This is a genomic window from [Leptolyngbya] sp. PCC 7376 (assembly GCF_000316605.1).
Taxonomy (GTDB): domain Bacteria; phylum Cyanobacteriota; class Cyanobacteriia; order Cyanobacteriales; family MRBY01; genus MRBY01.
Window position 1 is genome coordinate 1071871 of the sequence record NC_019683.1, and the last position, 14740, is coordinate 1086610.

The 14740-nt window shown below is 44.7% G+C and carries 11 protein-coding genes and 1 pseudogene; 8 read left to right on the forward strand and 4 right to left on the reverse strand.

Features of this window, described 5'->3' with window-relative positions; all coding sequences use genetic code 11:
- Positions 1-8 precede the first annotated feature (8 nt).
- The 4 genes from LEPTO7376_RS04800 to LEPTO7376_RS04815 all read left to right on the forward strand — a co-directional run bounded on the left by LEPTO7376_RS04800 (position 9) and on the right by LEPTO7376_RS04815 (position 7072).
- Complete coding sequence (locus LEPTO7376_RS04800; RefSeq protein WP_015133105.1) at positions 9-1067, forward strand: glycerate kinase; 1059 nt, start codon at positions 9-11, stop codon at positions 1065-1067.
- Between the two features lie 20 nt (positions 1068-1087).
- Positions 1088-1939, forward strand: a complete 852-nt coding sequence (locus LEPTO7376_RS04805; protein WP_015133106.1) for an OST-HTH/LOTUS domain-containing protein — start codon at positions 1088-1090, stop codon at positions 1937-1939.
- Positions 1940-2031: 92 nt separating this feature from the next.
- On the forward strand, positions 2032-3066 hold the full coding sequence (gene csaB / locus LEPTO7376_RS04810) for a polysaccharide pyruvyl transferase CsaB (RefSeq protein ID WP_015133107.1): 1035 nt from the start codon (positions 2032-2034) through the stop codon (positions 3064-3066).
- 148 nt (positions 3067-3214) lie between these two features.
- Entirely contained in the window at positions 3215-7072 is a 3858-nt protein-coding gene (locus LEPTO7376_RS04815; RefSeq protein WP_015133108.1) for a hypothetical protein, read from the forward strand.
- Positions 7073-7080: 8 nt separating this feature from the next.
- Here the strand turns inward: LEPTO7376_RS04815 and LEPTO7376_RS04820 are convergent, their stop codons facing one another.
- Entirely contained in the window at positions 7081-7503 is a 423-nt protein-coding gene (locus tag LEPTO7376_RS04820; RefSeq protein WP_041763159.1) for a CHAT domain-containing protein, read from the reverse strand.
- Between the two features lie 36 nt (positions 7504-7539).
- Here LEPTO7376_RS04820 and LEPTO7376_RS24415 point away from each other — a divergent pair, with 36 nt between their 5' ends.
- The gene (locus LEPTO7376_RS24415; RefSeq protein WP_015132805.1) at positions 7540-8397 is read left to right on the forward strand and encodes an IS982 family transposase; all 858 of its coding nucleotides are present in this window, start codon (positions 7540-7542) and stop codon (positions 8395-8397) included.
- Positions 8398-8431: 34 nt separating this feature from the next.
- Here the strand turns inward: LEPTO7376_RS24415 and LEPTO7376_RS28275 are convergent.
- Both LEPTO7376_RS28275 and LEPTO7376_RS04835 read right to left on the reverse strand, forming a co-directional pair.
- Positions 8432-10057 (reverse strand): annotated as a pseudogene (locus LEPTO7376_RS28275) (CHAT domain-containing protein); the annotation flags it as partial.
- Positions 9984-11063, reverse strand: a complete 1080-nt coding sequence (locus LEPTO7376_RS04835) for a tetratricopeptide repeat protein (RefSeq protein ID WP_051188720.1) — start codon at positions 11061-11063, stop codon at positions 9984-9986. The gene LEPTO7376_RS04835 and the pseudogene LEPTO7376_RS28275, both read right to left, overlap by 74 nt.
- Before the next feature lie 106 nt (positions 11064-11169).
- Here LEPTO7376_RS04835 and LEPTO7376_RS25600 point away from each other — a divergent pair.
- Positions 11170-11894 (forward strand): IS1 family transposase gene (locus tag LEPTO7376_RS25600; protein ID WP_315861542.1). Its coding sequence is split into 2 segments (ribosomal slippage): positions 11170-11494 and positions 11494-11894, totalling 726 coding nucleotides; the frame shifts between segments, so codons are not numbered across the junction.
- A gap of 545 nt (positions 11895-12439) precedes the next feature.
- Here the strand turns inward: LEPTO7376_RS25600 and LEPTO7376_RS04845 are convergent.
- Positions 12440-13393: a permease gene (locus LEPTO7376_RS04845; RefSeq protein WP_015133109.1), complete on the reverse strand. Its 954-nt coding sequence runs from the start codon at positions 13391-13393 to the stop codon at positions 12440-12442.
- A gap of 215 nt (positions 13394-13608) precedes the next feature.
- Between LEPTO7376_RS04845 and LEPTO7376_RS04850 the strand changes: the two genes are divergently transcribed.
- Together LEPTO7376_RS04850 and trpC are read left to right on the forward strand one after the other, a co-directional pair.
- Complete coding sequence (locus LEPTO7376_RS04850; RefSeq protein ID WP_015133110.1) at positions 13609-13722, forward strand: photosystem II protein Y; 114 nt, start codon at positions 13609-13611, stop codon at positions 13720-13722.
- Positions 13723-13846: 124 nt separating this feature from the next.
- Complete coding sequence (gene trpC / locus LEPTO7376_RS04855; protein ID WP_015133111.1) at positions 13847-14737, forward strand: indole-3-glycerol phosphate synthase TrpC; 891 nt, start codon at positions 13847-13849, stop codon at positions 14735-14737.
- Positions 14738-14740: the final 3 nt, after the last annotated feature.

The following is a 14740-nucleotide window of genomic DNA, read 5'->3' on the forward strand; positions in this document are numbered from 1 at the left end:
CAGCAGGGATGGATATTGCCGAAATTTTGGCGGGATGGTTAGCGGGACAAACGCCTCAGATGACTGATTACGAAAAGCTCTTGGCTGCAGCACAACAGCATCCAGAGCAGGCAGCAGGTCTGGATTGTGAACTGAGTGTGGCGGGTATTGCAGCGAGGGCAAAGGAGTTTGTGGCGATCGCCCCCAAAATTATCCAGCTCAGCAAATCGATGCAATATACTAACGAGCCAGCCATTTTAAGAACGCTTTGGGAGCTATGGTTACCGTTAGCCGCACAGTTAAGAGCTGCAAGACAGCAGCAAGATCAACCGCTTATCCAAGGCATCCTCGGTGGGCAGGGCACAGGTAAAACCACCATTAGTCGGATGCTACAAGGAATTTTGCATCATTGGAATTATCCTTGTATCTCCATTTCCATCGATGACCTCTACAAAACCTACGCTGAACGCCAAAAACTCTTAGAAACTCAACCACGCTTAATTTGGCGGGGCCCTCCTGGAACCCACGATATTGATACGGGTTTAGAGGTTTTAATGCAGCTTCAGCGGGCAAATATTGACGATAAAATTGCGATTCCGAGATTCGATAAGTCTTTGCATCAAGGGCAGGGCGATCGCGTTGACCCAGAAAATGTGGAGCCAGCAGAAATTATTTTATTTGAGGGTTGGTTTGTGGGATGTCGGCCAGCCGATCCACAGGTTTTTGAGCAGCCACCAACGCCCATTGATACGTCTGAGGACAAACAGTTCGCGCGGGAGATGAACGAAGCGTTACAGGCTTATTTACCTCTATGGGAAAAGCTGGATAGATTGATGGTGCTATATCCGGAGGATTATCGGCTGAGCAAACAATGGCGCAAGGATGCAGAACATAACATGATGGCTCAAGGGAAATCAGGCATGGATGACGCGGAAATTGATGATTTCGTCGATTATTTCTGGCGATCGCTCCATCCAGAACTATTTATCACTCCCCTAACAAAAAATTCGGCTTGGACAGATTTGGTAATCGAGATCGATGCAGAACACCGCCCTTGTGCCATTTATCGTCCGACAACTGATAAATAAAATAATTCAAGCAAAACTTTATGGTCACCTCAAAAAAGCTACAGGACGATTATTTCAAAAGAGTTGGTCGCAATGTAGTGGAATATAAACGTATAGAAAAACTGCTGAAGATCATACTTCCTATTTTAGAAATCTTCGCAAATCATGAAAATCTTAATTCATCAAAATTCAAGCTGGCAACCCTTGGACATTTAATCAATCAATTCATTGAAAAGATAGAAGTAAAGGTTGAATTATTAGAATGTGAAGAACAAGATAATATCAATACTCTTTCATCTCTTGAAAAATCTGTTTATGATGACTTTAGAGAACTAGTTCAAGCCCGCAATCAGCTAATTCATTGTTCAGACTCGCTCCCAAATACTGAAGAAGAATATCAAATACAAATAAAAGAGTTAGATTACTACTATGACAAAGCATCTACTTTCAGCACCAGTCTTATTAATTATATGCTTGTAATCAGTGCTATCGTAAATAGCCTGTGTGAATATAAAGACTCGAAGATCTACACAACATATTTAATACTCAAAGAAAACTTGCCTGGAGACACGGTTTTTATTGACTTTGTTAATCCTTGGGAAACAACATGGTTTAAAACTCAGATTATCGAGTATGTCCTGATGGCAGAAAAGAAATTCAGAAACCCATATGGTTGGACAAGTTTATCCCATGCGGGAAACTTTATTCGGCAGTCTGATAAAAATATTACACCGCGAAGATACGGTTTATCAAAATTAAAAGATGTTCTGATCATATCGGGATTATTTAATTTTTATTCAGTGAATAATCAACTTTTTTATAAGAGTAAATATTGTTGTATAACTTGGAAATCTGAGAGAAAGCTTGAACAATGCACTATTCACATAAAGTAGCAAAATGTGATATCCAATTGATGCAAACTACTGTTCAAAAAAAATATCGTCCTAGCGATCCGGCATAATACGGTCAGTTTGTGGGGAAAACGATGAGAAAGGTTGTGTTGTGTGGCTATTACGGTCAGGGGAATGCGGGGGATGAGGCTCTGTTGGTAACGCTTTTACAGATGTTGCCGAGTGATGTGACGCCCATTGTTTTATCTCACAATCCCCAAACCACAACAGCAGCCTATGGGGTTCAGGCAGTCAAACATAAATCTCTAGACGCTCTAAAGGCGATCGCCACGGCGAATGGTTTTGTGTGGGGTGGCGGCAGTTTGATGCAGGATGTCAGTAGCTTGGCCAGCCCGATTTACTATGGCGCATTGATGAAATTCGCTCAGCTCCTTGGCAAAAAAACAATTGCTTGGGGACAGGGGATTGGGCCTCTTAATTCGGCGATCGCCCAGTGGATTACTCGGTTGTGCCTCAAATCTTGTAAAGCGGTGAGTGTGCGCGATTTGGGTTCTGCGACTCTCCTCAGATCTTGGCGCATCCAACATTTTCTCGCGCCCGATCCAGTGTGGGCATTGGCAGGTATCCCTCTCGATCAAGATCTAGATTTTCCACATCCGCGTATTGCTGTAAATCTGCGCTCACACCAGACTCTCACACCTGAGAAATTAGATGTCATCATCGAAGCTTTAAAAATTTTTCAAAAAAAATTGGGTGCAAGTATTATCCTTGTTCCGTTTCAAGACAGTCAGGATGGGGCGATCGCCGAACAAATCTATCAGGAGCTTGATGCTTCTAGAGCCATTATTCGCATTGATAAGCCACAAAAATTTAAGAGTCTCTTTGAGCAGGTAGATTTTTTAATTGGGATGCGGTTGCACAGTCTCATTATTGCGAGTTCGGCGGGATGTGCTTGCTCTGCCCTTAGCTATGACCCAAAAGTGACCCAACTCCAAAACCAATGTTCGATACCCGGTTTTGAATTAGACACACTACCGCGAGATTCGGCGGCGATCGCCCAGACATGGCTACAACATTACGAAGCGAGTCAACATCAAAATTCGTCCGACATTAACGCCATTAAACAAGATGTACAGCAACACATTGAATTGCTTTCACTGCTGTCCTAAAACCTAATCAAAAATTTAGGGAATTCTGCTATAGGGCGATCGCCTGTTATTAGCTCCCTCATTAGATTTCTAACTTTACGCTACATCTTTTTCTCGGCAGCAAAGCCCATGTTTACCATGAAGGTATAGCCCTGATGGGGATGTCTCAATGCCAGAAAATAAGTGGATTAGGTTAGCTCTCTCTACGGAGCATCCGGAATTATTGCAGGGTCTGGAATCTCTACGCAAACTCGGCCTAATCAGCGATAAAGTCGTTCGAAATATCGGGCGATCGCATCTCTCTTGTTCGCTGCCCGATCCACAGATTATTTCTGAATCTGACATCCCACAGGATTGGGAAGAAATCACGGTTCCGATTCCGTCTGTTCTCACCCCGAAAATTCCGACAATGCCCCCTGTGCTGTCGAGATTCTTTGAGGAATTGTCGGTACGCTGGCTGCTTTTCCTCGGTGTATTTTTGGTGGTGCTTTCCTCTGGCGTTTTAGTGGCCAGTCAATGGGCAAACTTCCCAGCAGTGGGACAGTATCTCGTGCTGTGGAGCTATACCGCAGCCTTTGGCTGGGTGGGGTTCTGGGCGAGCAAACAAAAAGAGTTAACGCTTACTTCGCAGACATTACAGACCGTCGCAATTTTACTGGTTCCCCTAAATTTCTGGGCTGTCGATCAGTTTGGGGTATGGCGATCGCCGTGGCAGAGTGTGGTGGCGATCGCCGCAATTTTCGGCTTGTTCTTGAGCATTGGCACTTTCGCGAAAAAGAACAATTGGTCAAAACCAATATTTACGGGCTTCTTTGCGCTGGGTTTATTCCAGTGGGGTTGGGAAACATTTTTGAATCCCATCGTTGGCGTTTATCTGGGCATCAGCGTCATCATCGTTATTTTGTGGGGGATTCCGCTCTTCGCCAAACGCTCGCATCCCCAGAAAATCCCAGAAAATATTGGCTTAGAATTTTTGCTATTTGGGTTGGGATTATTGCTCTTTCGGGCGATCGCCATTGTCTCTATTCCAATCGGAGAGCTGGGTCTAGGCGTGGGAATGTTGGGGTGGCTCCTCACGGAGCTAGAAGCCAATAAAATCGAGCGTTCTGACACTCAAACAACAGCCGAGGCGATCGCCCATCCCTGGGAAACTGGCGGTGCACTGTTACTGGTTTTGGGTTGGCTGGCAACGGTGGGCAGTTATCCTTGGCAAGTTTTAGGAGTATCAGCTTTAGCCGTTGTCTGGTTGATCCAAAAACTCCGGCGGGATTGGCGTGTTGAAGATTTAATTGCTCTGTTTGTCGTGGGTTTACAAGGGGGAATTTTATGCCGTGATGTGATCCCCACAAGCTTTCGGTCATCCGTCACAACAGCGGCAGTGGAATTTTCCCAAGCCCAAGATTTTCCCTATTCTGTCTATAGCGTCACGCTCTTGCCCTACCTCCTCATCTGGGCAGTAGCCGCAATTTGGTTTTATCGAACAGACAAAAAACGATTAGCGCGGACATCAGAATATTTGCTGTTAGGTTTAGGGGCAATTTTGGCTGTTTTGAGCCTTCCGAATCCCACATGGCGCGCCCTAAATTTCTCGATTTCCGCAGGGGTTTGGTTTTATTTTGCCCAATACAGTCGCCCCTATCTCCGACAAAAATATCTTTATCTCAGCCACGGTATGGGACTGCTGGCGATCGCCGGAATTTTTGAACGAATATTTCCTCAAACGAGCTTTTTGGTATGGGGCTATTTTTGTTTGTTCTTAGTCATCACGGAATGGACATTTTATTTACTGCCACTAAAAGCGCCCAGCCAGAAAAAATGGCAATGGAGCAGTTGGCAATTCGGTATTGGCCTGGCATTAGGGAGCTGGATTTTGCTAGCCCTTGCGCCGCTCGGCAATGAACCTCTTTATCGATTAGGTTGGGCCATTGTGCCTTGTTTTTTAACGGCGATCGCCCTCAACAAGAAAGGACAATTGCGGCGACAAGCTGTGACCCTCAGTCATGGCACTTTAATGTTGTTGACCTTTGGTGGCTTTAGCACAATCGTCAATGAAAGTGGCTTCATGCTGGGGCTGGGAAGTTACGAAGGGAATGTCGCTTATTTTCTGCGTCTGGGTTTGGCGATCGCCCTAGGCTTGATGCTTATCAATGTCCGTTTAATGCCGCTCAAACTGTGGGCTCATCTCCATTTGCTATTTGGAACAGCGTTGGCGTGGAGCTTTATTTTGGGAGATCTCAGAGAACCTCAATGGCCGTTGTTCTGTGTAATCAGTAGCGGTATTTTCTGGGGATTCACAACGCTCTTACAACGCCACCGTCGCTATCTGGGCAGACTTTATACCAAAGTTTGTCATCAATGGGGTTTCGTTTTTGCGGGTTTAGCCAGCCTCCTTTTTGTCGAAAATAGTCTTGCACAGTGGGAACAGTATTGGCTTCCTGCGGATGTTCACCCAGAAATCTTTTTGGGGAGTGGGTTACTGCTGATTGTGCTGCTGTTGCGCTATTGGCAAAATCCGAAAAATGAAGCCTTTGTGATGGCTGGGATTGCGATAGAAACTGGGTTAACAGAAGGCGTTTTACTGCAAGGGGATGTCCGTCTGGCGATCGCCGCTGGAAATCTCATCTTCGCAGCTCTCTTTTGGCTCTTACAACAACGAATTTTACGTTCAAAAAAACTTGCAGTTTGGCAAGCTTATCCGCTGCTTTTTACCCTAATGGGTTTGGGCTGGCGCATGGAAGCGTTCAATAGCATTACTGGATTAATAACCGCTGTGGCTGGCCTCTTATTTTTGGCGATCGCCGCACAGACTTATCACATTCGGCCTTTGCGCTTTCTGGGCTTTGGTTGCATTACCTGGGGCATTTATGAAACGGTCATTTATCAGATGCGCCAATCTCCCGGCGACAATATCGGCGATGGTTTAACCGTCTTGGCCTTGGTCGGTATTCTATTGGCGCTCATCTATCGGGTCACCCATGCGATCGCCAATCGTGGTGAGCGAACTGTTTTAGCCTCTATTCCCCTCAAGGAATTTCTCATCATTGCCCATCTCCACTGGGCGATCGCTGCTGCATTTAAACTCTTTACCCTGCCCTATATTCTGCCGACACCACCAACATTTCGGATCTTGGCGATCGCCACGAATATTGGCCTAGCACTCTACGCCATCATCCAAGCGAACACTTCCCAAAATCCCGATGCCGAAGAGAGCAAATGGGCAGAATGGTGGATTTATGTCGGTGCCATTGAGCTGATCACCACCAGCATCCAAGCCCGTTGGATGTGGACACAATTAGAGACTGTCGATCCATTTCGGGTGTTGTTAGTTTCGCTGTTGGCCTTAATGATTTTTCAATTGCCCTGGAAAAATATGGGATGGCAACAAGCTCCTTGGCATCGAGTCGGTATTGCGATGCCCGCGCTTTGTCTCGTAATGACGGCTTCGTCAGACGTGTCCTATCTCAGTTTGGGTAGTATTACTTTGGTTTATCTCCGCATCGCCCAAATCCAGAAAAATGTGCGTTGGGGCTACTTGAGTTTAATTTTTGGCAATTGGCTAATCGGCAAAATTCTCTTTGCCTTCGATCTCTTACAACCTCTCAGCTACGCCCTTCAAATTGGTTTAAGTATTTTGCTCATTGCCCAAATAGATCCTGATTTCCAAGATCGAAAAAAACGATCCACCCGACATCTCCTCAGGATGTGTGGCAGTGCTTTAATCTGCGTCATCGCCCTCATTTATTACCAAGAATTCGGCATTACCCCAGCCATTATCAGCTTGGCCTTTGTCTTTCTCGGCATTGGCACCCAAGTGCGCGCTTTCCTCTATAACGGCACTATCACCCTGATTGTGACTGGCATTTATCAACTCGTAATCCTTATTGATAGCTACTCTTTTGCAAAATGGGTGGTTGGCCTCGTCGCAGGAATTTTCCTTATTAGCGTTGCAGCCAACTTTGAGAAACGTCGTCTCCAAATCCTCAAGGTCTTACAAAATTGGGTCGAAGAATTAGAACATTGGCAATAACTCATTACCTACAGTCCATTGCCAATGAGAATAAACGGCGACCAGTAATAGGGATAGCTCAAATTTTTGCCGAGGGAGTTTTCTACTGTTGCACCCGTAATCGGATCAGCATTTTGCACGAGAGCTACCTGTGCTTTTCGTAGGGCTTCTGCCTTAGTGATTTTGGGTTCATTTGCCAGCACTGCATAGAAATTATTCATCAGTACCTGTGTCCCACCATCATCCACTGACCACAGAGAGGCGATCGCTGATTTTGCGCCCGCTCGCTGCATTTGGAACCCTAATCCTAGAATCTCTTTGCCATCACCTAACTCATCTCCCAATGCGGTTTGACAGGCACTGAGCACTAGTAAATCGACATTAGTTAAATCCCATTTTTCAACGTCTTTTAACGTGAGTTCTGGATAAGGAAAGAAAAGGAGAAAGCCCATATCGTGGAAGTTGTAACGAATCCACGGCTTTCTCCCATGTCCAGTCTAGAGGCTCTGTTTTGCCATGTTGATGATTTCTGCCAAGTCTTTGAACCCTTATGGCATCAAGCGTTACTCAGCTCTGGCAAAAAATACCGTCGCCGTCAGAGAAGCCTCAGTCTGAGTGAGGTGATGACTATTCTCATTGCTTTCCATCAATCTCACTATCGAAATTTCAAGCATTTCTATCTCATCAAGGTGAAATGCGATTGGCAACAAGAGTTTCCTCTAGCTGTGAGCTATCAACGCTTTGTGACATGGATACTTTCGAGCTTGATTCCTCTCTGTACATATCTGCGACGATGCTTCGGACAATACACTGGTATTAGCTTCATTGATGCCACCAGCATCAAGGTTTGCCATAATCGCCGTATCTCTCAACACCGTGTTTTTGAAGGTTGCGCGGCAAGGGGCAAGACTTCGGTGGGATGGTTCTTCGGCTTCAAACTACACCTGGTCATCAATGAGCGAGGAGAATTACTCAACGTCCAAGTGACGCCCGGAAATACCGATGACCGCCAACCTATAGTGGAGTTATGGCAAGACTTATGGGGTAAAGTCTTTGCCGATAAAGGCTATGTCTCACAATCTTTAGCCCAGCATCTTCAAGAGGAACATGAGGTGACCCTAATGGCTAAACCTCGTCGAAATATGAAGCATCATTTGATGGTTTATCAAAATAAACTTTTTGCTCGTAAGCGGGCTTTGATTGAGACAGTTATTGACCAACTGAAGAACATCTCACAGATTGAACATTCCCGACATCGCAGTCCCACAAACTTTTGTGTGAACTTGCTGTGTGGGCTGATTGCTTACTGCCATCAACCCAAAAAACCTTCTTTACAGCTTGATTAGACCTATCATTCCTTATCCAGAACTCACGTTCTTTTAGGGTTTGTTTTTCTTGGTTATTGAAGAGAATGAAGGATTCTTCGGGTGTGCCGCTAACAAATTTGGCGTGGGTCGCAAGGTGAACGACATTGTAATCTTCCACCTCAAAACGGATGTCTGCATTAAAATCTTTGCCAAGGCGGGTTGTCGTGGCGGATATAGTTTTGGCGATGCTTTCCACTTCTGGTTGGGCATGGGGAAGAGAGTCAAAGGGGAAATTTCGCTTGCCGACGGTAACGGTACTTTCCGTATCGGTAAAAGCTCCGGCGAGAACAGCGAGTTCGCCACGGGGTTTGTCGGTAAAGTTGGTGAGGCTAACGGCAGTGATGTTATTGATGTTGTAGTTCTCGATGAGCCATTGTTTGCCGTCGTAAAGCGCGGACAAGGGAACATATCGCAATTGTCCATCAGGCGCGTAAATAATATTTTTTGTGCCTAAGTTTTCTAAATCGGTAGCGATGGGTGCGATTAATGCGTCATAGAGTGTTTTTGAAGCAGTTTGGACAGCACCAAGATTTTGGCGGAGTTGGGGGACAGTCAGGGCGTTACAATAGTTGAGAATAGCTTGGTTTAGCTCGATGCGACTTAGGGGAACAGTGCGACGAAATGGTGGCGCAGTGGCAGAGATAACAATTAGTTCGAGGCGATCGTCCAAGACAAGGGGATAAAGAATAACGGCATTATCGAGTTGTGCGAGGTCATCCCGTAGGTTTTTGGCATAGAGATCGAGGTCAATGCTTTCGCCATCGGTGTTGCGTTGGAGTTTGGCAAGTTCGGCTTGGACGGGTTCGCTCTCAAAAAATTCAGAGATTTCGAGAACAATCTGCTCTCTGGCTTGGCGTAGGGTTTTGATTTGCTCGCGTTGTTCTGTGGTGCGATTGCCTGGTGCAATTTGACTGAGTTCTGCCAAGGTTTGACCAACTTGAATCGCATCATCTAGCAAGACATTGTAGCCATCGATAATGACGCTTTCGGCGGTGCGGTTGGCAATCTCTGTTTCCGTATCATCATTGCCGCGCACATTGTTTAAGTAGTCATCAAGCTCTTGGACTTTCAGTAAATCGAGGACGCGCTGGGCTTCAAGGATGCGGTCTTGTTCAAGCAGTACATTCGCAAGGCTTCGGTAAGTATCTTGGATTTTGCTGAGATAGGTTTCTTGAATTCCTCGGTCTAGTCCTTTGATATCATCACGGAGGGTTTCATAGACATTGACAGACTGTTTATAAAAAATGATAGCCAGTTCTGATTCATTCAAATCCTCAAACAAGAACCCAATATTTTTTAGAGTGATTGCCTCGCCATTCCTGTCATCAACTTCTCTTCTGAGAGCTAGAGATTGCTGATAGTAGTCAAGTACCTGATCTTGTTTATTTAAGAAACTATGAACTCTACCAAGATTATTGAGAGTAAATGCTTCTCCATTTCGATTACCTACTGCTCGCCAGAGAGGTAAAGCTTTTTGGAAATAGTTGAGAGCAATCGATTGGTCTTCTAAATCGCTATACACGTGACCAATATTATTGAGAAGACGTGCTTCAGTAGTCTGATCCTTAACTTTTTGTGCGAGGTTGAGTGCCTGTTGATAGTAATCGAGAGCAAGCTGTTTTTTCCCAAGATTCAGAATAAATCACTCCGATGTTATTGAGGCTTGTTGCTTCTCCCGCACTATCACCCACCGCTCGGAATAAAGGTAAAACTTGTTGATAATAGTCGAGAGCTTGCTGTTTTTCTCCTAAAGCATCGTAAACCAAACCAATATTACTGAGGGTAATTGCTTCTCCCGTACGATCACCAACCACTCGTCTTAAGGGTAAAGCTTGTTGGTAATAGTCGAGAGCTTGTTGTTTTTCTCCCAAAGCATCATAAACCAGACCAATATTATTGAGAGCCGTTGCTTCCCCAGTGCGATCGCCCACCGCCCGTGACAAGGGTAGTGCTTGCTGATAGAAATCGAGGGCTTGCTGTTTTTCCCCTAAATCATCGTAGACTGCGCCAATATTATTGAGGGTAGTGGCTTCTCCGCTGCGATCGCCCACTGCCTGCGATAAAGGTAAAGCTTGTTGGTAATAATCGAGGGCTTGCTGTTTTTCTCCTAAATCACTATAGATCAATCCAATTCTATTTAGAGTTAATGCTTCACCAGATAAATCTTCCAAAGACTCTCGTAAAGCTAAAGCTTGTTGGTGATAAGTTAAAGCTAATTGTTTTTCCCCTAGGTCGTTGTAAGACCAACCGATATTATCGAGAGTTTTTGCTTCCTCATCGATATCTTTTATTTTTCGATAAGCCATGAGAGCAAATTCGTAGTAATCAAGAGACTCTTGTTTCTTTCCCAGACTGTTATGAACAAAACCCAAGGCAAGATTTGTCAAAGCTATTTTTTCATGGTTTTGTTGCTGTTGATAAATATCTAGAGCTACTTCCCATTTTTCGAGAGCCGCTTGATAATTTGTAATGCCCTGCTCAAAAAATGACATGCCTTCATCGTAAAGACGATCAGCTTCAGTTTGTGGAGTTGTTTGAGCAAAGAAAATTGGTATTTCTCGGAGTTCTTGGGCAGTTGCCATCTCTGTTCCAGCAAAGAGCATGGCACTCCCCAGCAGACCCCAAACCCAACGGATTGCAACCATAACTTTTTCCTAGCTTATGAGATCACGAATACTTATATTTTCTGAGATTTTCAAGTAAGTAATGCTATAGCAAAATGGAGTGAGTCGTTTCCTTGGAAGTCTCGCTATGACAATTCACTGTCCCCAATGTAATGCTCAAGACATCATCAAAAGTGGATTCGCTAAAAATCGTCAACGATTTAAGTGTAAGCAGTGCAATTATCAATTTACAAGCTTTTCTAAAGAGCGGGGCAAGCCTCTCTGGATGAAATTAGAAGCTGTATTGATGTATATGAGTGGTATGTCCATGAATGCGACAGCCAAGATTCTCGGTGTATCAGCTCAATCAGTGCTCAATTGGGTAAGAGATTTCGGTGAAGCCAATTATGAAAAGCCCACTCCTGAGTCTGCTGTCGTGGTGGAGCTAGATGAGCTATGGCATTTTATCCAAGAGAAAAAAACAAACTTTGGGTCTGGAAAGCATATGACCGTAATACTGGGCGACTCATTGACTGGGAATTGGGAAGTCGTGATAGTCGAACTTTAGGTCATTTACTAGAGCGGTTCTCGCAATGGCAAATCACTGTCTATTGCACCGATAATTGGAAACCCTATCAACAGCTATTAGAGAATCACCCAGATGCTTTTCATGTCATTAGCAAGAAAGAGACAATAGCAATTGAGAGAAACAACTCAGACAATCGCCATTGGTTTGCTCGGTTTCATCGCAGGACGAAGGTCGTCTCTAAATCAAAACACATGGTGGACTTGAGCATGGCACTGTTTGCGAAATTTAGAGTGAATGGAAGTATTGAGCTACTGCGCAATTGGCGTTTAACATTACTCTCTTAAAACTCTCATATTTTAAAGAACATTTTTAAACGAAAGAACTCCAAAGCTTATTGAGAAAATCCAAGATTGATATCAATTAGTTTTTAGAGAATGCTTAGTATTCAGTGGCGATCGCCATAATCAAAAAACAACAAAAAAAGCCCACAGTCAGTGGGCTTAAAAATGTGCAGTTGATAAACGAATGTATGTTAGAGAGTTGCTGACAAAATCAACCCATGCTTGAAACTCTGGCGATTCTCTCTCTTAGTTTCAAAATTAATCGGAGACAAGCGGCGCAAAAAACGCCAATTTAGCAAGTACTCCCTCAGACAATCTGGAAAACCGCGAATTTCTATTCGGAATTTTGATTTTGGCTGACAGATATGTTTTCAAACAGCATTTTCACCTTTTTATATGTATGACTTTTTAGCTGTTTCAAGTCTGTCAAAACGAATGTTTAGCCTCTGCATCCTAGAGTATCACTGGATTTTTTGTTTTTTTAGTTTAGTGATTTTTCTTTGGGCTTAGGGAGCAATCACTCTCGTCAACTCGACAGGTTTCAACTTTTAAAAAACGTAGAAATTTAGCCAGAGGTCTAGGGTGATCGCCAAGAGAGAGAGCAACAGTACGAGATACATCAATGCCTTAGGACGAAAAGTATTAATCATGAGGCAAAGGCTTGTACAGCTCACAAAAGTACTACCCAGCAGAAAGCCTAAACTATGGCCTGCATTACCCCGCAAAAGCCATTGACTCGCCAATTGAAAATGTTGTCCGAAACCTTGAGGACTCGCAAAACCCGCCAGCAGCACAGACCAAGGATTCACATTTGATGTCACCTGCGGCAATATCCAAAGTTGGAATCCTGCGGCGATCGCACAACCGAGTAGTAGCCACACTGACCATTCCAAGAGCTCACGCATATAAACATAAAATCCCATCGATATCCGAGATTTACGACTCACAGGCAGGATTGTTAATTTCGACGTGGTTAAGCTGTCTGTCTGGATAGGGGCGATCGCCACAGGGTAAAGACTAGGGCGGGCGATCGCTGGATACCTAAATAAAGAGACGGAAGATTCAGTCTGTTCCCGCGAAATCATTTGCTTTTGGGTCGCAAAAATACAACTGATAATCACGACAATCCCAAAGCTAATCCCAAGATCAAAAAGAAAAACCTCGCCATTCTCAGGGAATGCCCGCCACAACATGAACATCAATATGGGATTTAGTGAGACAGATGTCAGCCAGAAGGCGATCGCCAAACTCGATGACCCAGATTGCCAGAGCAAGCGCCGCACCACGGGCCATAAACCACATTGACCAATCGGTAGTAAAAACCCCAGTCCACAGCCGTAGAGCAGTTGCCACCAAGGATTTTGGGGAAGAAACTTTTCCCAACGACGACGCGGCGCAAATAAAAATAATCCGCTCGAAACAGCCACCCCAACCATGAGCCACGGCAAAGAAACAAGCCACTGCGCGATCAGAAGCGTAAACCAATGCTGTAGTGCCACCATGCCGTCGTTTATCTCGAAAGTACCGAAATTCTTCCCATCTACCCTACATGATTCCCCCAGACTTGGGGCGTCTAGACCCGAAAATTTGGCGATCGCCGCCCCAATCCAGGTTCTGCACCGTTCTCATCCTTAGAAAAGATGACGGAATCGCTTATTAATGTAAAATTAAATGACTTTTTACAACTATTACTTTTTAAGATTAAGAGGGAAAGATCATGGACTTTCGTATTGTTATTGTATTGGCTCCTTTAGCGATCGCTGCATCTTGGGCAATCTTCAACATTGGTGCTGCTGCACTCAACCAACTCAGTAACATGCGTGGCGAATAGTAAACCGCTCCACCTGATTTTGTCTGTTGTTTGATCAGAGCCACTTACATCAAAAAATTAGCAAACAAATTTTTATCGACTTTAGCAGCCCTCATCGGGTTGCTTTTTAATCATTAGAGAAATTATGTCTGTCCAAATCCGCCGTCAACACCCCAGTCGCCCCATCAATGTCAGTATTTTGCAATACCAAGTGGCTCTGCCGGATGCGAAACCCCAGCATATTCTCGAAGAAATCGTTTGGCACAAAGAGCTTGAAGTTGAGCAGATGCGCGACAAGATGCCTCTACTGCAACTCCGTAAACTAGTAAACACTCTGCCACCTGCAAAGGATTTTTTATCTGCTCTCGTAAACGGTAAAAACAATCCAGCCCTTATCGCCGAGGTCAAAAAAGCCTCTCCCAGTAAAGGAGTGATTCGCGAAGATTTCGACCCAGTAGCGATCGCCAAAGCCTACGAAGCAGGTGGTGCAAGCTGTTTGTCTGTTTTAACCGATCAGAAATTCTTTCAAGGCAGCTTTGACAATCTCAAACTAGTCCGAGAAGCCGTTGATCTACCGCTTCTCTGCAAAGAATTCATCATCTATCCCTACCAAATTTTTAAAGCCCGTAGCTTTGGTGCTGACGCAGTGCTCCTAATTGCTGCGATCTTGTCTGACCAAGACCTCGAATACTACGTCAAAATCACCCGCAGTCTAGGGATGACAGCCCTCGTTGAAGTGCATACAGCGGAAGAATTAGACCGAGTTTTGGCAGTTGATGGTGTGAATCTGATTGGCATTAATAACCGTAACCTCGAAGATTTTTCCGTCAATATCGAAACCACAACGATGTTGATGGAAACCCGGAGTGCTGAGCTGAAGGCGAAAGGGGCGCGGGTCGTTAGTGAATCTGGTATTCACAGTCCCATTGACCTCATGATGGTGCGGGAAGCTGGTGCAAAAGCAGTACTAGTCGGTGAATCTCTCGTCAAGCAACCTGATCCGAAACAGGCGATCACCGATCTATTCGAGCTTTAAGCT

Coding starts and splice junctions, on each gene's coding strand:
- LEPTO7376_RS04800 (WP_015133105.1), top strand. CDS start 9: ATGGATATTGCCGAAATTTTGGCGGGATGGTTAGCGGGACAAACGCCT.
- LEPTO7376_RS04805 (WP_015133106.1), top strand. CDS start 1,088: ATGGTCACCTCAAAAAAGCTACAGGACGATTATTTCAAAAGAGTTGGT.
- csaB (WP_015133107.1), top strand. CDS start 2,032: ATGAGAAAGGTTGTGTTGTGTGGCTATTACGGTCAGGGGAATGCGGGG.
- LEPTO7376_RS04815 (WP_015133108.1), top strand. CDS start 3,215: ATGCCAGAAAATAAGTGGATTAGGTTAGCTCTCTCTACGGAGCATCCG.
- LEPTO7376_RS04820 (WP_041763159.1), bottom strand. CDS start 7,503: ATGGGCTTTCTCCTTTTCTTTCCTTATCCAGAACTCACGTTAAAAGAC.
- LEPTO7376_RS24415 (WP_015132805.1), top strand. CDS start 7,540: ATGTCCAGTCTAGAGGCTCTGTTTTGCCATGTTGATGATTTCTGCCAA.
- LEPTO7376_RS04835 (WP_051188720.1), bottom strand. CDS start 11,063: ATGGTTGCAATCCGTTGGGTTTGGGGTCTGCTGGGGAGTGCCATGCTC.
- LEPTO7376_RS04845 (WP_015133109.1), bottom strand. CDS start 13,393: ATGGTGGCACTACAGCATTGGTTTACGCTTCTGATCGCGCAGTGGCTT.
- LEPTO7376_RS04850 (WP_015133110.1), top strand. CDS start 13,609: ATGGACTTTCGTATTGTTATTGTATTGGCTCCTTTAGCGATCGCTGCA.
- trpC (WP_015133111.1), top strand. CDS start 13,847: ATGTCTGTCCAAATCCGCCGTCAACACCCCAGTCGCCCCATCAATGTC.